Source organism: Nocardioides sp. QY071 (assembly GCF_029961765.1).
Classification (GTDB): Bacteria; Actinomycetota; Actinomycetes; order Propionibacteriales; family Nocardioidaceae; genus Nocardioides.
In genome coordinates this window covers 5,274,245-5,291,662 of record NZ_CP124681.1, presented here as the reverse complement: position 1 = coordinate 5,291,662, position 17,418 = coordinate 5,274,245, and the positions used below count along the sequence as shown (strand labels likewise).

The 17,418-nt window shown below is 72.6% G+C and carries 19 protein-coding genes; 12 read left to right on the top strand and 7 right to left on the bottom strand.

What is annotated here, in order from left to right:
* Nucleotides 1-80 precede the first annotated feature (80 nt).
* A complete protein-coding gene (locus tag QI633_RS25435; protein WP_282427503.1) occupies nucleotides 81-1,301 on the top strand; it encodes a hypothetical protein in 1,221 nt (406 codons plus the stop codon).
* 8 nt (nucleotides 1,302-1,309) lie between these two features.
* Here the strand turns inward: QI633_RS25435 and QI633_RS25430 are convergent, their stop codons facing one another.
* Entirely contained in the window at nucleotides 1,310-1,513 is a 204-nt protein-coding gene (locus tag QI633_RS25430; protein WP_141796815.1) for a hypothetical protein, read from the bottom strand.
* Nucleotides 1,514-1,609: 96 nt separating this feature from the next.
* On the opposite strand from QI633_RS25430, the gene QI633_RS25425 reads away from it, so the two are divergent.
* From QI633_RS25425 to QI633_RS25395, 7 genes are all read left to right on the top strand, one after another.
* Nucleotides 1,610-2,818, top strand: coding sequence for an ATP-binding protein (locus tag QI633_RS25425; RefSeq protein ID WP_141796816.1), 1,209 nt, complete (start codon nucleotides 1,610-1,612; stop codon nucleotides 2,816-2,818).
* A 71-nt stretch (nucleotides 2,819-2,889) separates the two neighbouring features.
* Nucleotides 2,890-3,093 (top strand): (2Fe-2S)-binding protein, encoded by a 204-nt coding sequence (locus tag QI633_RS25420; protein ID WP_141796817.1) that lies wholly within the window; start codon nucleotides 2,890-2,892, stop codon nucleotides 3,091-3,093.
* Between the two features lie 78 nt (nucleotides 3,094-3,171).
* Nucleotides 3,172-3,660 (top strand): bacterioferritin, encoded by a 489-nt coding sequence (gene bfr / locus QI633_RS25415; protein WP_141796818.1) that lies wholly within the window; start codon nucleotides 3,172-3,174, stop codon nucleotides 3,658-3,660.
* A gap of 202 nt (nucleotides 3,661-3,862) precedes the next feature.
* On the top strand, nucleotides 3,863-4,510 hold the full coding sequence (locus QI633_RS25410; RefSeq protein ID WP_282427502.1) for an SHOCT domain-containing protein: 648 nt from the start codon (nucleotides 3,863-3,865) through the stop codon (nucleotides 4,508-4,510).
* A gap of 795 nt (nucleotides 4,511-5,305) precedes the next feature.
* Nucleotides 5,306-7,006: an ABC-F family ATP-binding cassette domain-containing protein gene (locus tag QI633_RS25405; protein ID WP_282427501.1), complete on the top strand. Its 1,701-nt coding sequence runs from the start codon at nucleotides 5,306-5,308 to the stop codon at nucleotides 7,004-7,006.
* Nucleotides 7,003-8,460, top strand: a complete 1,458-nt coding sequence (locus QI633_RS25400; RefSeq protein WP_141796821.1) for a DHA2 family efflux MFS transporter permease subunit — start codon at nucleotides 7,003-7,005, stop codon at nucleotides 8,458-8,460. The genes QI633_RS25405 and QI633_RS25400 overlap by 4 nt, the downstream gene beginning before the upstream one ends.
* Before the next feature lie 113 nt (nucleotides 8,461-8,573).
* Entirely contained in the window at nucleotides 8,574-9,011 is a 438-nt protein-coding gene (locus QI633_RS25395) for a DoxX family protein (protein WP_282427500.1), read from the top strand.
* On the opposite strand, the gene QI633_RS25390 is transcribed toward QI633_RS25395, so the two are convergent.
* Together QI633_RS25390 and QI633_RS25385 are read right to left on the bottom strand one after the other, a co-directional pair.
* Nucleotides 8,968-9,753 (bottom strand): putative protein N(5)-glutamine methyltransferase, encoded by a 786-nt coding sequence (locus tag QI633_RS25390; protein WP_282427499.1) that lies wholly within the window; start codon nucleotides 9,751-9,753, stop codon nucleotides 8,968-8,970. The genes QI633_RS25395 and QI633_RS25390 overlap by 44 nt on opposite strands.
* A gap of 12 nt (nucleotides 9,754-9,765) precedes the next feature.
* Entirely contained in the window at nucleotides 9,766-9,993 is a 228-nt protein-coding gene (locus QI633_RS25385; RefSeq protein WP_141796830.1) for a PspC domain-containing protein, read from the bottom strand.
* Nucleotides 9,994-10,101: 108 nt separating this feature from the next.
* On the opposite strand from QI633_RS25385, the gene QI633_RS25380 reads away from it, so the two are divergent.
* Nucleotides 10,102-10,908, top strand: coding sequence for a glycerophosphodiester phosphodiesterase family protein (locus tag QI633_RS25380; RefSeq protein WP_186348216.1), 807 nt, complete (start codon nucleotides 10,102-10,104; stop codon nucleotides 10,906-10,908).
* A 10-nt stretch (nucleotides 10,909-10,918) separates the two neighbouring features.
* Nucleotides 10,919-11,854: a DUF5926 family protein gene (locus tag QI633_RS25375; RefSeq protein WP_282427498.1), complete on the top strand. Its 936-nt coding sequence runs from the start codon at nucleotides 10,919-10,921 to the stop codon at nucleotides 11,852-11,854.
* Here the strand turns inward: QI633_RS25375 and QI633_RS25370 are convergent.
* The 3 genes from QI633_RS25370 to QI633_RS25360 form a co-directional block, all read right to left on the bottom strand.
* Nucleotides 11,851-12,861 carry an adenylate/guanylate cyclase domain-containing protein gene (locus QI633_RS25370; protein ID WP_282427497.1) on the bottom strand — a complete coding sequence of 337 codons (1,011 nt, stop codon included), beginning with the start codon at nucleotides 12,859-12,861 and terminating at the stop codon, nucleotides 11,851-11,853. The two genes, QI633_RS25375 and QI633_RS25370, sit on opposite strands and share 4 nt — an antisense overlap.
* Before the next feature lie 10 nt (nucleotides 12,862-12,871).
* Nucleotides 12,872-13,243: a cyclic nucleotide-binding domain-containing protein gene (locus tag QI633_RS25365; RefSeq protein ID WP_141796833.1), complete on the bottom strand. Its 372-nt coding sequence runs from the start codon at nucleotides 13,241-13,243 to the stop codon at nucleotides 12,872-12,874.
* Between the two features lie 170 nt (nucleotides 13,244-13,413).
* A complete protein-coding gene (locus QI633_RS25360) occupies nucleotides 13,414-14,244 on the bottom strand; it encodes a prephenate dehydratase (protein WP_282427496.1) in 831 nt (276 codons plus the stop codon).
* A 64-nt stretch (nucleotides 14,245-14,308) separates the two neighbouring features.
* On the opposite strand from QI633_RS25360, the gene QI633_RS25355 reads away from it, so the two are divergent.
* Entirely contained in the window at nucleotides 14,309-14,707 is a 399-nt protein-coding gene (locus QI633_RS25355) for a DUF4446 family protein (protein WP_282427495.1), read from the top strand.
* Between the two features lie 64 nt (nucleotides 14,708-14,771).
* On the opposite strand, the gene QI633_RS25350 is transcribed toward QI633_RS25355, so the two are convergent.
* On the bottom strand, nucleotides 14,772-16,355 hold the full coding sequence (locus tag QI633_RS25350; protein ID WP_282427494.1) for a YegS/Rv2252/BmrU family lipid kinase: 1,584 nt from the start codon (nucleotides 16,353-16,355) through the stop codon (nucleotides 14,772-14,774).
* Between the two features lie 22 nt (nucleotides 16,356-16,377).
* On the opposite strand from QI633_RS25350, the gene QI633_RS25345 reads away from it, so the two are divergent.
* Nucleotides 16,378-17,361 (top strand): aldo/keto reductase, encoded by a 984-nt coding sequence (locus QI633_RS25345; RefSeq protein ID WP_141796837.1) that lies wholly within the window; start codon nucleotides 16,378-16,380, stop codon nucleotides 17,359-17,361.
* Nucleotides 17,362-17,418 lie beyond the last annotated feature (57 nt).

Below are 17,418 nucleotides of genomic sequence, written 5' to 3'. Positions count from 1 at the left end.
ACTCGCTCCTGAGCCTCGCGTTGGTCGGTCATCGGCGCCGCTCGGGAGCCCCCACACCCCCATTCCAGAAGGGCCCTCCCATGCACAGCAGGCACCTCACCCTTGGCACGCTTGCCCTCGTGGCGGTCATCGGCGCCGGATCGGGGCTGCTCCCGGCCGCCGCCGCGACCCCCGGCTCCCCGATGACCCCCGCCGACCAGCGCGGCTGCGGCCAGCCGGAGATCCCGGCCCAGTGGGGCTCCGTCGAGCACCCGGCGGTCGTGCACACCGTCCCCGCGGTCACCGCCACCGCCTGGCGCTGGCAGCGCACGACGGCGACGACCGAGCGGGAGTTCACCCGGGAGACCGTCGCCGCCGTGGTGCTCGTGCACTGGACCCGCACCACCGACGTCGTCGAGCGCGAGTACTCGTGGACGGTGGTGGACCGGGCCGCCCAGCCGGGGACTCCGGAGGAGGGGCACACCGAGACCCGGGTGGTGAGGCCCGCGGTGACCCGGACGGAGTGGGAGTACGTCCAGCAGCAGAACGGCACCACCCGCTGGGAGCCCGAGGGCTGGAACGCCGGTGACAACGGCAAGGGGTGGACGCCGACCGGCCGCACCCGCGACGTCGAGGTGACCCCCGCCGTCACCGAGGACGTCTGGGTCGTCGACCGCGCCGCCGTACCCGCCGAGCCCGAGCAGTCCCACGTCGAGACCGCCTGGGTCGGAGACGGTACGGCGCCGCCCGCCGGCTCGACCTCCACCGGCCGCACCCGGGTCGCCTCGTCGAGCACCGAGGAGCAGGACCTGCCCGTCGGCGAGCGGCCCGCCGGCGCCGGCTGGGTCGAGGGCGCCACCTCCGAGATCTCGGCCGCCGAGGAGGAGCGGGTCTGGTTGGCCGACGGCACCGCACCCGACCCCGGCTTCACCGCCACCGGCGCCACCCGGCCCGGTACGCCGGTCGTGGAGACCACGCCCACCGCCACCGTGCTGCCGCCGGCCGGTGCCGGCTGGACCGAGCTGCCTGGGTCCGACGTCGACGTCGTCGTCATGGCGGCGCACGACGTCGTCGACCGGCCCGCCTGGGTGGAGGACTTCATCGCGGTCCCGGCCCAGCCCGCCACGCCGGCCTGCGTGCTGCCGATCGAGGAGGGTGTCGACCCCGCGCTCCTCGTACCGGCGCAGCCTGCGCAGCCGGCGGGTGTGCTCGCCGAGACCGAGGTGCAGCCGGTGATCGAGACGGTCGTCGTACCCGACGGCGCGGTCGCGCCCGCCACGGCGAGCGCTCCGTCCGGCGCGCTGCCCTCGACCGGCGCCTGACCTAGCGCTCACCCGGCCAGCAGCACGCTGAGGGCGAGCAAGCAGACCAGGCCGACCAGCCCGATGCCGAGGACGACCGTCGCGACCAGCCGCATCCCCGGCGTGTGGTCGACCGAGCCGGACCGGTAGGCCAGCGCGCGGACCAGGCCCGGGGGCAGCGTGCCGACCGTGACGATCAGCGCCACCGACCACGCGAAGTGCACCGCGTCCATGCCCGCACGGTGCCCTCGACGACCTGCCGCACACCGACGATCCGACACGCTAGCGATGTCTAAGGCGATCGCTAGACACCCCGATAGCGTCGGATCATGGACCCGATCCGCAACCCGTACGCCCCCGGCGCCGGGCAGCGCCCACCCGAGCTCGCCGGTCGCAACGAGCAGCTGACGGCCTTCGACGTCGTCCTCGAGCGGGTCGCGCGCGGGCGCCCGGAGCGCTCCCTGGTGCTGACCGGCCTGCGCGGCGTCGGCAAGACGGTGCTGCTCAACGCGCTGCGCTCGGCGGCGGTCCGCAAGGGCTGGGGGACCGGCAAGCTCGAGGCGCGGCCCGACCAGTCGCTGCGCCGGCCGCTGTCCTCGGCGCTGCACCAGGCCGTCCGCGAGCTCGGGCACCCGGAGCCGGCGGAGGCCGACCACGTCCTCGGCGTGATCAGGTCCTTCGCCCAGCGCGACGCCGGCCCCGACGCCAAGCTGCGCGACAAGTGGTCGCCCGGCATCGACGCCCCGGTGGTCCGCGGCCGGGCCGACTCGGGCGACGTGGAGATCGACCTGGTCGAGCTCCTCACCGACGTGGGCGGGCTGGCGGCCGACGTCGGCAAGGGCGTGGCCGTGTTCATCGACGAGATGCAGGACCTCGGCGCCGACGACGTGTCCGCCCTCTGCGCCGCCTGCCACGAGCTCAGCCAGAACGGCCTGCCCGTGATCGTCGTCGGCGCCGGGCTGCCCCACCTGCCCGCCGTGCTCTCGGCCAGCAAGTCCTACTCCGAGCGGCTCTTCTCCTACCAGCGCATCGACCGGCTCTCCCGCGACGCCGCCGACCGCGCCCTCGTCGCGCCCGCCGCCGAGGAGGAGGCCGAGTTCACGCCCGAGGCGCTCGCCGCGATGTACGACGCCACCCGCGGCTACCCCTATTTCATCCAGGCCTACGGCCGCTCCGTGTGGGACCTCGCCCCGCGCACCCCGATCACCGCCGAGGACGTCGCCGTCGCGGGCCCCGAGGCCGAGACGGAGCTGGCCGTCGGCTTCTTCGGGTCCCGCTACGAGCGGGCCACCCCGGCCGAGCGCGACTACCTGCGGGCAATGGCCGACGCCGCGGTCGCCGACGCCGCCGACGGCGTCGAGGACCCGGTCGGATCGGTCGCTACCGCCGACGTCGCCACGGTGCTCGGCAAGAAGCCGCAGTCGCTCTCGCCGGCGCGGGACTCGCTGCTCAAGAAGGGACTGATCTACTCCGGCGAGCGGGGGCGGATCGCGTTCACGGTGCCGCACTTCGGGCGCTACCTGCGCACGCAGGCCTGAGGCGGTCGCCGGTCCCGCCGGGTGAGACGCCGGCTCCCCGATCTGACTTAGGTACGGCTAACCTTTGCATCATGATCGTCTGCCAGTGCCGCGTCGTCACGGACCGTGACGTCGACGCTGCCCTGGCCGAGGGGGCACGGACCGTGGGCGCGGTGTGCCGCTCGACCGGCGCAGCCCAGGACTGCGGGTCCTGCATCTTCTCGATCAAGGCGCTCGTGCAGCAGCACCACGAGCAGGAGTGCGCCCACCTGCGCGCCGACGGGGCCGCGAGCTGAGCGCTCGGTGAGCCTGGCCTCACCCGGGGGTGGTGTGCCAGCATCGGCGGCAAGGGTCCCCACCGCCGGAGGTACGCCGTGCAGCCAGTCGATCCCCGAGTCGTCGAGCTCCTCAATGAAGCGCTCACGTTCGAGCTCACCGTCACCAACACCTACTTCCTGCATGCCCGGATGCTCGACAACTGGGGCCTTCCGAAGCTCGGGAAGGTGTTCTACGACCTCTCCATCGACGAGATGCGGGACGCCGACGACCTGATCAACCGGATCCTCATGTTCGACGGGCACCCCAACGTGCAGCGGCTCAACCCGATCCAGGTCGGCGAGACCGCGGAGGAGATGCTCGATCTCGCACTGGCGAGCGAGCGGGCCGCGGTCGAGCAGTTCAACGCCGGCGCCAGGGAATGCCACGAGCTCGGTGACCACGGTACCGCCGCCGTCTTCGAGGACATGGTCCGCGACGAGGAGAAGCACGCCGACTGGTTCGAGAGCCAGCTCGACGCGATCGCCCGGATCGGTGTCCAGCAGTACCTCGCCCAGCACGTCGCGGCCGGCGAGGGTCCCCAGTAGCGCGCGTCCGCCGGCGGTGCGGACCTAGGGGTTCCGCCAATAGGTGCCGCCTGCTGCGCGCCGCGACACGCGCACGCTGACTGCGTCGGCGTCGCTCGATGGGCGGACGAGCACGACTTCGCTCCACCGCCTTGTCATCGCACGCGTCTCGCGCCGCTCGCGACGACGCCACCTAATGGCGAAACCTCTTACGCTGTCGCCCATGACCGTCGCCCCACGGGACGTGCCGCGGCCGCCCTCCCTGCTCGGCAGCTACCTGCCGCCCGTGCTGTTCCTGCTGGTCTGCGGGGTCGTGGGCCCGATCTTCCTGGTCATGGGCATCGCCATGGGCGACCAGCCCGACGCGGGTTGGCTGCTGCCCATCGGTGTCAGCATCACGGTGCTCGACCTGGTCATCGGCGTCCTGATCGGCCGCGGACGCTACCGCTCCGCGAAGAAGCTCCACCGGCTGCGCACCAACGGCCGCCCCGCCCGCGGCCAGGTGCTGTCCTTCGACTCCACCAACGTCCGGATCAACGACCAGCCGCTGCTCAAGCTGCGCCTGCGCATCCACGGCGACGACGTCGCCCCCTTCGAGGTGGAGAGCCGCACCGTCGTACCCGACCTCCGGATGCCGCTGCTCTACACCGGCGAGCTCCCCGTCCTCGTCGACCCCGAGTCGCGCGAGTGGGAGATCGACTGGGACGCCGCCGAGCCGGTCGCGCCCCTCCGCCCGAGCGTCGCCGTCCGGCCGCCGGACCAGAAGACGCCGGCGGAGCGGCTGGCCGAGCTCGACGACCTGCTGAAGCGGGACCTCGTCAGCCGGGAGGAGTACGACGCCACCCGGGCCCGGATCCTCGGCGGGATCTGAGCCCGGGCAGCGGCGAGGCTCCGGCCCGGCGGCGAGGGCGCCGACGCGGCGGCGAGTCCCGGCGCCATGCCTGGCCCGGGCACGACGTGTCCGTTCCTGCGGTGGGTCTCGAACCTGGCCGCGGCCGCCCGCTGCACGTCGCGGGCGGCTCTCACGCCCGACCAGGCGAAACCCAGCACCAGGCCCGTCAGCAGCAGAAGGGCGACGGCCGTCACGTCTTGCAGAGCGGGCTGCGACCTGGTCAGCGCCACGAGTCCGACGAAGCCGAGGTAGGCGAGGGCGACGATGAAGCTCAACATCGCCCTCACCGGATGTTGGCGATTCCACTCGAATCGCACGAGCGGCCGAAGGACGCACAGCCACGCCTCTCTCCTGGTCTCCTCCGCCCATGCCGCCTCGCCGACCCGCTCGAGCCGCGCGGCGACGAGAAGCCGGTCGTCCATCCTGTCGAGCGCCTTCTCCACCCTGTCGTCGGCAAGCCACATCCTGACCCGGCCGATGAGGCCGGCGAGTCCCGCGACGAGCGGAACGACGACCGGCAGCGCGGGTGTCAGGTGACTCCACGAGTCGTTCATCCGGGCACCGTAGGCGTGGGGTCCGGCGCAATGGCGGTCCTGGGCGAGATGCGGGCCGGCCGCGATAAGCGGTCGCGCCCGCGCCCACCCGTCCCGTAGGCTCGAGCCATCATGCTGATCCTCGCCTGACCCGACTCGCGCCCGCGGCCGTCCCTGCGTCCACCGACCAGTGCCTGACCAGTGCCCGGCGAGTCCGACCCCGTCACCGATCGGATCAGCCATGTCAGCACCCACCACCGCCTCCCTCGGCCCGCTCGTCGTCCGCGACCTCACGGTCGCCTTCGGTCGTCGTACCGTCCTCGACGGGATCGACCTGGTCGCCCAGCCGGGCCGCCGGGTCGGCCTGATCGGCGAGAACGGCGCGGGGAAGTCGACGCTGCTGCGCGCGGTCACCGGCGGCCTGCCGGACAGCGCGCAGGTGAGCGGCACCATCGAGCGGCCCGCCGACCTGGCGTTCCTCACGCAGGAACCGCCGTTCCGCGACGACGACTCGGTCGCCGACGTGCTGGCGACAGCGCTGCGGCCGCTGCGCGACGCGGTCGCAGCGGTGGAGGGACTGGCCGACCTGCTCGACGACCCGGCGGTCGCCGAGGAGTACGCCGCCGCGCTCGACCTCGCCCTGGCCCACGACGCCTGGGACGCCGACCGGCGGGCACTGCTGGCCGCCGAGCAGCTCGGGCTCGACCACCTCGCGCAGGACCGGCGGGTCGGCAGCCTGTCCGGCGGCCAGCGCACCCGGCTGGCGCTGGCGACGCTGATGACCCGGCGCCCACAGTGCCTGCTGCTCGACGAGCCGACCAACCACCTCGACGACGAGGCTGTCGCGCTGCTCGTCGCGTTCCTGCGCGACCTTCCGGGCGTCGTCGTGCTCACCAGCCACGACCGGGTGCTGCTCGACGAGGTCTGCACCGACCTGGTCGACCTCGACCCGGTGGGGATGGGGACCGACGGTCGCGGCGGGAGGCGGTACGGCGGCGGGTGGACGGCGTACGCCGAGGCTCGGGCCGCCGCCCGGCGCCGATGGGAGGAGACCTTCGCCGCCCAGCAGGAGGAGCTCGAGCGGCTGCGCGAGGCGGCGCGGATCGACAAGTCCGCTGTCGCACCGGGCCGCGGGCCGCGCGACAACGACAAGTTCATCCACGCGTTCAAGGGCGCGAACGTCGACCGCGCGCTCGCCCGGCGCAAGCGTGACGCGGAGCGACGGCTGGAGGAGGCGGAGCGCTCCCAGGTGCGCAAGCCGCCCGCTCCGCTGCGGCTCGCGACCGGCCTGACGGGCTCCGCACCGAGCGGAGGAAGGGCGGTCACCGTCCGCGACCTCACCGTCGAGGGGCGGCTGCGGCTGCCCGTCCTCGACCTCGACAGCGGCGCGCACCTGTTGGTGACCGGCGCCAACGGCACCGGCAAGTCGACCCTGCTCGGCGTCCTGTCCGGCCGGATCGTGCCGACGAGCGGGGCGGTCCAGGTCGGTGCGCAGCGGGTCGCCGAGCTCACCCAGGACCCGCTCTTCGCCGACCTCACGGCCACCGCGCAGGCGACGTACGACGCCGCGGTCGGGCCCGACCTCGCCGTACGCCGGCCGCTGCGCAGCCTCGGCCTGCTGCACCCGCGCGAGCACACCAAGCCCGTCGTGCTGCTGTCCGTCGGCCAGCGCCGCCGGCTCTCGCTGGCGATCGCGGTCGCCACCGAGCCGGACCTGCTGCTGCTCGACGAGCCCACCAACCATCTCTCGCTCGCCCTCGTCACCGAGCTCGAGGAGGCGATCGGCGCCAGTCCCGGCGCGGTGGTCGTCGCCTCGCACGACCGTTGGCTGCGGCGGCGGTGGGAGGGCGAGGAGGTATGCCTCCCCGCCGTCGGCGGAGAGGCGTACCTTCGACGAGAGACCACCACCCGACCCGTCGACAGCTCGGAAGGAACCCGATGACCAGCGCCCCCACGCCCATCGACGACGACGACAAGATCACCGGTGACATCCTCAAGGTCGCCGGTGTCGTCGTGCTCGGCTCGATCATGGCGATCCTCGACACCACGGTGGTCAACGTCGCACTGCCGACGTTCATGGCCGAGTTCCGGGTCAACACCTACTCCACGGTCGCGTGGACCATCACCGGCTACACGCTCGCGCTGGCCGCCGTCATCCCCGCGACCGGCTGGGCCGCCGACCGGTTCGGCACGAAGCGGCTCTACCTCACCGCGCTGGCGCTCTTCACGCTCGGGTCGGTGCTGTGCGCGACCGCGTGGAGCATCGAGACACTGATCCTGTTCCGGGTTCTGCAGGGCCTCGGCGGCGGCATGCTGATGCCGCTGGGTATGACGATCATGACCAAGGCCGCCGGGCCGCACCGGATCGGCCGGTTGATGGCGATCCTCGGCATCCCGATGCTCCTCGGCCCGATCCTCGGCCCGATCATCGGCGGCTGGTTGATCGACTCCGCCTCGTGGCACTGGATCTTCCTGATCAACCTGCCGCTCGGCATCGCCGCGCTGATCTACGGCGTCCTCGCCCTGCCCGCCGACAACCCGGAGCCCAGCGAGACCTTCGACGTCGTCGGCATGGCCCTGATGTCCCCGGGCCTCGCGCTGTTCCTCTACGGCGTCTCGTCGATCCCCGGCGAGGGCACCGTCGCCGCCACCAAGGTGCTGGTCCCCGGTCTCGCGGGCCTGGCGCTGATGGTCGGGTTCGTCGCCTGGGCGTTCCGCCCCGAGCACCCGCTGCTCGACCTGCGCCTGTTCAAGGACCGCAACCTGACCGTCGCGACGATCGTGATGTTCCTGTTCGCGGGCTCGTTCTTCGGTGCGCTGCTGCTCGTGCCGACGTACTTCCAGGAGATCCGCGGCGAGAGCGTGCTCAAGGCCGGCCTGCTCGTCGCGCCGCAGGGCCTCGGCGCGATGCTGACCATGCCGATCGCCGGTGCGCTGGCCGACAAGATCCCGGTCGGGCGGATCGTGCCGTTCGGGTTCGCGGGGATCATCATCGGCGTCGGCGGGCTCGCGTTCAGCACCGACCCGAGCACGTCCTACGCGCAGATCATCGCGTTCCTGTTCGTGATGGGCCTCGGCATGGGCGGCACGATGATGCCGGTCTTCACCTCGGCGCTGAAGACGCTGCGCGACCACCAGGTCGCCCGCGGCTCGACGCTGATCAACGTGCTGCAGCAGGTCGCCGCCTCGGTCGGCGTCGCGGTGATGTCGGTGGTGCTGACCAACCAGCAGAAGAGCGGCGTGGACCCGTCCGAGGCGTTCCGGGCGCCGTACCTCGTCGCGACGGTCGCCCTGATCCTCACCCTGGTCCCGGTCGCGTTCCTGCCGCGCAGGCGCGAGGAGTCCCATCTCCTCGACGACGAGGAGGGTCCGCGGGACCCGGTCGTGCTCCACTGACGCGGATTCTCAGGGTTCTCTGGGGCTGGGCGGGGGAGAGCGTCCAGGTTCGGTTGATGAGGTTGACACAGCAACCGTTCTCGGACCGGGCCGTGTGCTCGGAAAGGTGTGTCATGAACCGTCTCCTCCGTCCCCTCCCTGCGACCGGCCAGCACCTGGCGCTCCTCGTGGCGCGCGTCCTCGTGGGCGTCGTCCTGGTCGCCCACGGCTGGCAGAAGCTCGACGAGTACACGCTCGACGGCACCGCCGCGAGCTTCGAGGTGATGGGAGTGCCGGGCGCGCGGGCGGCGGCGACGTTCGCCGCGTTCGCCGAGCTCGGCGGCGGCGCACTGCTCATCATCGGCCTCCTCACCCCGGTGGCCGCGCTGCTGGTCGCCCTCAACATGGCCGGCGCCTGGTACTACGGCCACCGCGGGACCGGCATCTTCGTGGCCGAGGGCGGCGGGGAGCTGGTGATGGTGATCGGGGCTGTGGTGCTGGCGATCGCGGCGACCGGTGCGGGCCGGTTCAGCCTCGACGCGATCCTGCAGCGCCGGGCCACCGCCCGCTGACGGCGGTCGTCTCGCGGTCGTCGTCGTGGTGGACCTCGGCGACCAGGCTCGCGGCGGTGAACGCGACGGTCGCGGCGGCGGCCTGGTCCTGAGAGACCTCGCAGAACAGCACCCCGCCCGGTCGTAGCCAGGTGGGCGCGAGGGCGGCGACCCGGCGGAGCAGGTCGAGGCCGTCGGCGCCGCCGTCGACGGTGCCTCGCGGCTCGTGGTCGCGGGACTCGGGCGGCATCAGGGCCACGGCGGCGCTCGGCACGTAGGGGACGTTCGCGACGATCACCGCCGCACTCCGTTCCAGGGACGGCGGCAGCGCGGCCGTCAGGTCGCCGGCGACGGCGGACCCGCCGACCGGCGCCAGGTTGCGGGCCGCGCATGCGACTGCCACGGGGTCGATGTCGGACGCGCGCACGCTGATGCCGGGGACCCGGCGCGCCAGCGCGAGCCCGAGGGCTCCGCTTCCGCAGCACAGGTCGAGCACGGTGTCGCCGGGTCTCAGCAGCGGCGCCGCCAGCTCGACGAGGTACGCCGTGCGCTGGCGCGGGACGAACACGCCCGGCTCCACCGCCACCCGGCCACCGTCGAAGCCGACCCAGCCGACGACGTGCTCGAGGGGGTCGCCGGCGACGCGGCGGGCGAGCATCTCCTTGAGGTGCGCCGGCGAGGTCGCCGACGAGGTCAGCACCTCGGCCTCCTCCTCGGCGAACACGCAGCCCGCCGCACGGAGCCGGGAGACGAGGTCGGTCACCCGCACAGGGTGTCAGCCGCGCGGCATCAGCCACCAGCCGGCGAGGTACACGAGGAGCGCGGCGCCGCCGGTGAAGACGGTCACGGCGACCATCAGCAGCCGGACGACGGTCACGTCGACGTTGAGGTGCGCGGCGAGCCCGGAGCAGACGCCCGCGATCATCTTGTCGTGCTCGCGGCGGGTCAGCCGCCGGGGCGTGACGGGGTTCTGGGGGCTGGAGTAGGTGTCGTAGTTGCTCATGCCTCAACGGTGCCTCGTCGCCCGCCGCGACACATCGGGGAACGACCCCGGTCCGACCCGGATCCGACCCTGAGACCCCTGGGTCGGCGGACCTGCCACAATCGACCCGTGCCCACCGTACGACCCCAGGTGGTCGCCCACCGCGGCGCCAGTCACGAGCTCGCCGAGCACACCCTGGGCGCCTACCTCGAGGCCCTCGACACCGGCGCCGGCGGACTCGAGTGCGATGTCCGGCTCACCGCGGACGGGCACCTCGTCTGCGTGCACGACCGCGACCTGCGTCGTACCGCCGCCACCAAGGGCATCGTGTCGACGATGGACCTCGCGGACCTCTCCGAGCTCGACTTCGCGGCCTGGAAGAACCCGTGGGCCGATCTCGACGACGAGGCGCCCGACGAGGACCAGGACCTGCGCGGCGTGCTCACCCTGCGCAAGCTGCTCGAGACCGTCGCCGACTACGACCGCCGGGTCGAGGTGGCGATCGAGACCAAGCACCCGACGAGGTACGGCGGCCTGGTCGAGAAGCGCCTGGTCGACATGCTGCGCGACTTCGGCTGGGACCAGGCCGGTGCTCCGGTCCGGGTGATGAGCTTCTCGTTCACCGCGCTGCAGCGCGTCGAGCGGCTGGCGCCGGAGATCCAGCTGGTCCAGCTGCTCGACAAGCCGAACTACTGGCCGATGCTGCGCCGGGTGATCGGCCGCGACTGGATCGTCGGCCCCGGCATCAAGATGCTGCGCGACCACCCCCGGGTCGGCGAGTCGATCGCCCGGTCGGGACGCGACATCCACGTGTGGACGGTCAACAAGGAGAAGGACCTCGACCGCTGCCTCGGCCTCGGCGTGAAGGCCGTGATCAGCGACCGGCCGCGGCTGATGCTCGACCTGCTGGAGCAGCGGTTCGGCCCTGCCGAGTAGGTTTCCGCGCATGGCGAAGAAGAACCGCACCAAGACCGCTGCCGAGACCCCTGCGGGCGAGGTCGGCCCCCGGCAGCCCTGCCCCTGCGGCTCCGGCAAGCGCTACAAGGCGTGCCACGGCGCGCCCGGCGGTGGCCAGGTCTTCGTCAAGCGCCCGTTCGAGGGTCTGCCGTCGGAGTGCGACATCGTCGCGCTGCGTGAGCTGGTGCCCGCCGCGACCGTGCCGCTGAGCCTGCAGGGCGAGTACGCGGACCGCGTGGTCAAGCTCTGCACGCTGCTGCCGATGGCGGCGCCCGCGCTGGTCCGCGACAGCGGCGAGGTGTGGCTCGGCCTGCAGGTCCAGCACAACTTCGGCGACCCGGCCCGCGACCTCGGCGCCGTTCTCATCGAGGCCCTGGCCGCCGAGCCCGGCGCCGGCATGGTCGGCCTGACCGCGCCTCCGGGACCCGGCCCGCGGCTGCAGGACCTCGTCACCGGCGACGACCTCGCCGTCGAGGTGCACGAGGGCTTCGACTACTGGGTCTCCGACATGGACGCCAGCTCCGAGCTGGCCCAGGCGCTGGAGCAGGCCCAGGGTGCGGCGGCCCCGACCGCGCGGCTGACCGGCGTGAGCGCGGCGTACTGGACCCGGATGGGCGCCAAGGAGCACCTGCGCTGGGTGATGCCCGAGCCCGAGGACGCCCTCCTCGACGCCCTCGCCCGGCTGCACGTGTCCGGCGACGACGTGATCGTCCCGGACGCCCGCTTCGTCGGCATGTTCCGCGCGCACGGCCTGCTCGCCCCGGTCTGGGACCTGCCCGTCGGCACCGGCCCGGAGCCGCTCGAGGAGGCCGCCACGGCGTTCAAGGTCAAGCTCGACGCGGCCCTCGCCGACACCAGCGACCTCACCACCGAGCAGCGATCGGCCCGCAACGGCCTCGCCAACCGCCAGGTGACGATCCGCTAGCGGGCCTGCAGCGCCCAGACCTTGAGTCGCGAGTAGCCCTTCACCGAGACCCGCCGCAGCCGCCGGAAGCGGTAGGTGCCGGTGTGCTCGTCGGACTCGTCGTCCTCACGCCCGGTGAGCGCCTCGTAGGCGCCGAGGTCGACCAGCACCGAGCTGGGCCGGGCCACCGAGGTGAGCCGGGCGGCGATGTTGACGACGGGACCGAAGACGTCGCCGAGTCGGGTGACCACCTCGCCGTACGCGATGCCCGCGCGGACAGCGGGGAACGGGTCTTCCGGGTCGGCGCCACGGCGGGTGAGCTCGAGCGCGATGTCGGCCATCGCCTCGGGCGAGTCGGCGACGATGAGCAGCTCGTCGCCGATGTTCTTGATGATCCGGCCGCCGCGGTCGACGGTCAGCCCGAGCACGGTGGACTCGAAGGACTCCAGCCAGGTCACCAGCTCGCGGTCGCTGAGCGTGCGGGAGCGGGAGGTGTAGCCGACGATGTCGACGAAGCACACGGCGAGCATCGCGGTGGGGCCGGAGGTCTGCTCGGCCAGCAGGCGGGCGCTCGCGCTGAGCAGGTGGCGGCGCCACACGTAGCTCTGCAGCTCCTCCACCCGCGGCATCACCTCGTCGGAGACGGCGAGCAGCCCGGCGGTCGGGTCGGCGCCGGTGTCGGCCGCGACCGAGGCCAGCAGTGCGACCTGCCAGTCGGCGAGCCGGGCGAAGCTGCGGCCCCAGGTGCGGACCAGGCCGTCCTGCCGCTCCTGGCTGAGGATCCCGAGCCGGATCAGGTCGTGGGTCAGCTGCAGCGCCCGGACGTCGGCGGACGTGAACGCCGCCTCGTCGTCGGGCACGTGGGCGAAGCCCAGCAGGTGCCACAGCTCGTTGGCCGTCTCCAGCGGTACGCCGGCCCGCTCGGCCACCTGCTCCTGGGTGAGCCAGGGCGCCTCGCCGAGGAGGTGCTCCTCGAGCGCGCCGACGACCCCGCCGTCAGTGCCGGCGGGGCCCTCGGCCGTGCTCATCGGCGCTCGGTCAGGCGTCGCCGAGACGCGACTGGGCGACCTCGACGAGCGCCTGGTGGAACGCGGGCCACTCGGCGTCGAGCTCGCGCAGGGTGTCGTCGGTGAGGTGGATGGTGTCGAGCGGCGTGAGCGCCACGATGGTGGCGTTGCGCAGCTTGTGGCCGACGATCGCGGCCTCGCCGACGATGTCGCCGGCGCCGAGCTGGGCGATCTCGGCGCCGTCGCGGCGGACCGAGACGGTGCCGTCGAGGATGACGTAGGCCTTGTCGGCCGGGGTGTCCTCCCAGATCGGCGACCAGCCCTCAGGGAGCTTCACCCGCCGTCCGGTCGCGCTGATCCGCGCGATCTCCTGAGGCGAGAAGTGCTCGAAGAACGTTGCCATGCTGACCCTTTCGCTGTGCCCGACGCAGCGCGCCGGGCTCACCTTCTCTCTCCCCGACTGTCACCGCCGACCCTAGTGCGCCCGACGCCGGTGCGGGAGACACCTGTCACAACGTGTCCGGGACACTCGCGTTATCCCGGACATCCGACCGCGCGCGGGGCCTGGTCGGCTCAGCTGCGGAACGGGTCGGCCGGGTAGACCCCGAGCACCTTGATGTCGGTGGTGAAGAAGGTCAGCTCCTCCAGCGCCCGCTTGAGGCCCGGGTCGTCGGGGTGCCCGTCGACCTCGGCGAGGAACTGCGTGGCGGCGAAGTGGCCGCCGACCATATAGCTCTCCAGCTTGGTCATGTTGATGCCGTTGGTCGCGAACCCGCCGAGCGCCTTGTAGAGCGCCGAGGGCAGGTTGCGGACGTTGAAGACGAAGCTGGTGACGACCGGGCCGTTCCCCTGCGGCGCCATGACGTACTCGGGGGAGAGCAGCACGAAGCGGGTCGTGTTGTGGTCCTCGTCCTCGACGTCCTTGCGCAGGATCTCCAGGCCGTAGATCTCCGCGGCGAGCGGCGGCGCGATCGCGGCCTGGGTCGGGTCGCCGGCCTCGGCGATCTCGCGGGCGGCGCCGGCGGTGTCGCCGGAGATGATCGGGGTCAGCCCGAGCTCGCGGATCACCTTGCGGCACTGGCCCAGCGCGTGGACGTGGCTGTGCACGGTCCGCAGCGTGTCGGTGGACGCGCCCGGCACCACCATCAGGTGGAACTGGATGCGCAGGAAGTGCTCGGCGATGATGTGCAGCCCCGAGTCGGGCAGGAAGTGGTGGATGTCGGCGACCCGGCCCGCGATCGAGTTGTCGATCGGGATCAGCGCGAGGTCGCAGTCACCGCTGGCCACGGCCGCGAAGACGTCCTCGAAGGAAGCGCAGGCGACCGCTTCGGCGTCCGGGTAGTGCTGCTTGCACACGATGTGCGAGTTGGCGCCGGGTTCCCCCTGGTACGCGATACGGGCCATGCGGCAAGGGTAGTGGCGGCGCGTGGCCGCTCCCTGCCCCGTCTCGCCGACTACGGTCGCCCTCATGGCCGTCGTCCTCGCGCTCCTCGCCCTTCTCGTGGCCGCCGCCGCCCTCGGCGTGGCGCTCCGCAACGGTCGCGATCGTCGTACGACGGACGCCGACGACCTCCCCGCCGATGCCGCCGGGCTGCGCCGCGAGGTCGCCGCGCTGCGGGCCGAGGCGGTCGGCGCACTGCGCCACCTGGCCGTCGTCCGCTACGACGCCTTCGACGAGATGGGCGGGCGGCTGTCGTGGTCGCTCGCGCTGCTCGACGACGCCGGCGACGGGGTCGTGCTCACCTCGATCCGGGGCCGCAACGAGGCCCGCACCTACGCCAAGTCGGTCGCCGGCTGGAGCAGCGACCAGGAGCTGTCGCCCGAGGAGGCCGAGGCCGTCGCCCACGCGCGGCTGGCCCGGAGTTGACCGCGCCCCCTACGAATTGGTCGCAGATCGGCGCGATCTCGGACCAATTCGTAGGGGGCGCGGTTCACACGGTCCGCGGCACCCGCACCAGCACCCGGCCGTGGATGCACTCCATCCGCAGCTCAGAGCCCAGGCCGATGGTGTCGCCGTCGAGCTGGCGCGGCACCTCTCCCGACGCTCGTACGACGACCTTGCGTCCGGTCATCCGCGCGACCGACTCTCCGGCGTTGTGCTCGCGCCGGGTCACGACGCGCAGCACCAGGGGGATCCAGCTCAGGAAGCGGCGCGGGTAGAGCAGCACCACGTCGAGCTGGCCGTCGTCGATGGCGGCGTCGGGGATCAGGTTCATCCCGCCCTGCAGGCTGCCGACGTTGCCGATCACGCAGGTGCGGGCGCGGTGCTTGGTGAACGGCATGTCGTCGACCGAGATCTCCAGCCTCATCGCCGGGAACATCAGGCCCTTGAGCGCGGAGAGGACGTAGGCGAGCCAGCCGACCTTCTTCTTGAGGTCCTCGTTGACGCCCTCCATGATCGCGGCGTCGAAGCCCATGCCGGCCATCACCATGAAATGGGTGGGCTCGAGGCCGTCGCCGTCGACCTCGACCATGTCGATGGCCCGGTCCTGGCCGGTGAGCGCGATGTCGATGGCGGCGCGGATGAAGAGCGGGATCTCCAGGTTGCGGGCCAGCAGGTTGCCGGTGCCGGCCGGGACCACGCCCACCGGGACGCCGGTGCCGGCGAGCTCGGCGCACACCTCACGCACCGTGCCGTCGCCACCGCAGACGATGACCAGGTCGGCGCCCTCGACGGCGGCCTGCTCGGCCTGTCCGGTGCCGGAGTCCTCGACGGTGGTGAGGTACCAGCGCGGCTCGTTCCAGCCGGACTCCAACGCCATCTGGGTCACCAGGGTCTGGAACTGCTCGACCGACTCGACCTTGATCGGGTTGAGGACGACGGCCAGCTTGCGCGCCGACGGGAACGGCTGGGGCAGCGGCTCGGCCTTGAGCGCGTGGCTGCGGGGGAGCGGGTTGTAGAGCGCCACCCCGAGGAGCAGCACCCCGATCCCGAGCAGCGTGCCGCCGACCACGTCGCTCGGGTAGTGCCGCCCGAGCAGGATCCGGTCCGCGGCGACCAGCGCCCACACCAGGACCGCGAGGATCGAGAGCAGGCGGCGGATGCCGGGTCGTCGGACGAGCATCACGGCGAGCAGCACGACCAGGCCGGCGAAGGTGGCGGCCGAGGAGGTGTGGCCCGACGGGAAGGCGTTGGAGTGCAGGAAGTACTCGGGGTCCTGCCAGACGGGCCGGCCGCGGCCGACGAGCACCTTGGTGCCGTACGTCGCCAGCGCGGTCGCCGCCATCACCGCCGCGACCAGGATCCCGGCGCGCCGGTGCCCCTTGACGAACAGGGTGACGGCCAGCACCGCGGTGATCGCGGTCATGCAGGCGGTGCCGAAGACGATCTCGACGATCCGCAGGGGGTGCTCCAGCCAGCCCTGGTCGCCGGCCCAGTTGCGGGCGGCCTCGCCGTGGCTGTCGAGATCGACCACCCAGGACCAGTCGGCGGCGACGGCTCCGGCCACCCCCGCGAACAGGGCGAGCAGGATCAGCGAGGCCAGCAGCGGGGTCCGGCGGGGTCGGTCGAGCACTGGTGGAGGATAACGTCGAGGCATGACCGCCCCCTCTTCCGTGACCCTCGGCCGCTCGGGCCTCGTCGTCTCCCGCGTCGGCCTCGGCTGCAACAACCTCGGCCGCCCCGGCGCCGCCACGGAGTCCCAGGAGGGCACCGACCGCGTGATCGGCGCCGCGCTGGACGCGGGGATCACCTTCTTCGACGTCGCCGACGTGTACGGCGCCACGCCGGGACTGTCCGAGGAGCGGCTCGGCAAGGCGCTCGGCGCGCGGCGGGCCGACGTGATCGTGGCCACCAAGTTCGGCATGGACATGCGCGGCGCCAACGGCCCCGACTTCGGCGTCCGGGGCTCGCGCCGCTACATCCGGACCGCCGTCGAGGCGTCGCTGCGCCGGCTCGGCACGGACTGGATCGACCTCTTCCAGTTCCACACGCCCGACCCGCGGACCCCGATCGAGGAGACGATGTCCGCCCTCGACGACCTGGTGCGCTCCGGGAAGGTCCGCTATCTCGGCCACTCCAACCGGGCCGGCTGGCAGATCGCCCAGGCCGAGTACGTCGCCCGCGAGCTCGGTGTCGAGCGGTTCGTCTCCGCCCAGAACCACTACAACCTCACCGATCGCCGCGCCGAGCTCGAGGTGCTGCCCGCCTCCCGCGCGTTCGACATCGGTGTGCTGCCGTACTTCCCACTCGCCAACGGCCTGCTCACCGGCAAGTACGCCTCCGGCAACGCCCCCGAGGGCTCCCGTCTCTCGCACACCCGCCAGCACCTGCTCGAGGACGCGGTCTCCCCGACCCTCAAGGCCTACTCGGACTTCGCCCGCGAGCGCGGCATCTCGGAGGTCACCGTCGCCATCGGATGGCTGCTCGCCCAGTCGCCCGTCGCATCGGTCATCGCCGGCGCCACCTCGCCCGAGCAGGTCGCCGCCAATGCGCAGGCCGACCGGTGGGTGCCCACCGCCGAGGACCTCGCCGAGCTGGACGAGCTCTTCCCGGCGCCGGAACCCATCGCGCTGTACTGATCTCCGGCCCCTCAAATCGTTCGATCGAACGGTTCGAGGGGATTTCTGCCACGAAAC

What these genes read in the sequence shown, in the direction of transcription:
- QI633_RS25435 (WP_282427503.1), top strand. Translation starts at nt 81, where the DNA reads ATGCACAGCAGGCACCTCACCCTTGGCACGCTTGCCCTCGTGGCGGTC.
- QI633_RS25430 (WP_141796815.1), bottom strand. Translation starts at nt 1,513, where the DNA reads ATGGACGCGGTGCACTTCGCGTGGTCGGTGGCGCTGATCGTCACGGTC.
- QI633_RS25425 (WP_141796816.1), top strand. Translation starts at nt 1,610, where the DNA reads ATGGACCCGATCCGCAACCCGTACGCCCCCGGCGCCGGGCAGCGCCCA.
- QI633_RS25420 (WP_141796817.1), top strand. Translation starts at nt 2,890, where the DNA reads ATGATCGTCTGCCAGTGCCGCGTCGTCACGGACCGTGACGTCGACGCT.
- QI633_RS25410 (WP_282427502.1), top strand. Translation starts at nt 3,863, where the DNA reads ATGACCGTCGCCCCACGGGACGTGCCGCGGCCGCCCTCCCTGCTCGGC.
- QI633_RS25405 (WP_282427501.1), top strand. Translation starts at nt 5,306, where the DNA reads ATGTCAGCACCCACCACCGCCTCCCTCGGCCCGCTCGTCGTCCGCGAC.
- QI633_RS25400 (WP_141796821.1), top strand. Translation starts at nt 7,003, where the DNA reads ATGACCAGCGCCCCCACGCCCATCGACGACGACGACAAGATCACCGGT.
- QI633_RS25395 (WP_282427500.1), top strand. Translation starts at nt 8,574, where the DNA reads ATGAACCGTCTCCTCCGTCCCCTCCCTGCGACCGGCCAGCACCTGGCG.
- QI633_RS25385 (WP_141796830.1), bottom strand. Translation starts at nt 9,993, where the DNA reads ATGAGCAACTACGACACCTACTCCAGCCCCCAGAACCCCGTCACGCCC.
- QI633_RS25375 (WP_282427498.1), top strand. Translation starts at nt 10,919, where the DNA reads ATGGCGAAGAAGAACCGCACCAAGACCGCTGCCGAGACCCCTGCGGGC.
- QI633_RS25370 (WP_282427497.1), bottom strand. Translation starts at nt 12,861, where the DNA reads ATGAGCACGGCCGAGGGCCCCGCCGGCACTGACGGCGGGGTCGTCGGC.
- QI633_RS25365 (WP_141796833.1), bottom strand. Translation starts at nt 13,243, where the DNA reads ATGGCAACGTTCTTCGAGCACTTCTCGCCTCAGGAGATCGCGCGGATC.
- QI633_RS25360 (WP_282427496.1), bottom strand. Translation starts at nt 14,244, where the DNA reads ATGGCCCGTATCGCGTACCAGGGGGAACCCGGCGCCAACTCGCACATC.
- QI633_RS25355 (WP_282427495.1), top strand. Translation starts at nt 14,309, where the DNA reads ATGGCCGTCGTCCTCGCGCTCCTCGCCCTTCTCGTGGCCGCCGCCGCC.
- QI633_RS25345 (WP_141796837.1), top strand. Translation starts at nt 16,378, where the DNA reads ATGACCGCCCCCTCTTCCGTGACCCTCGGCCGCTCGGGCCTCGTCGTC.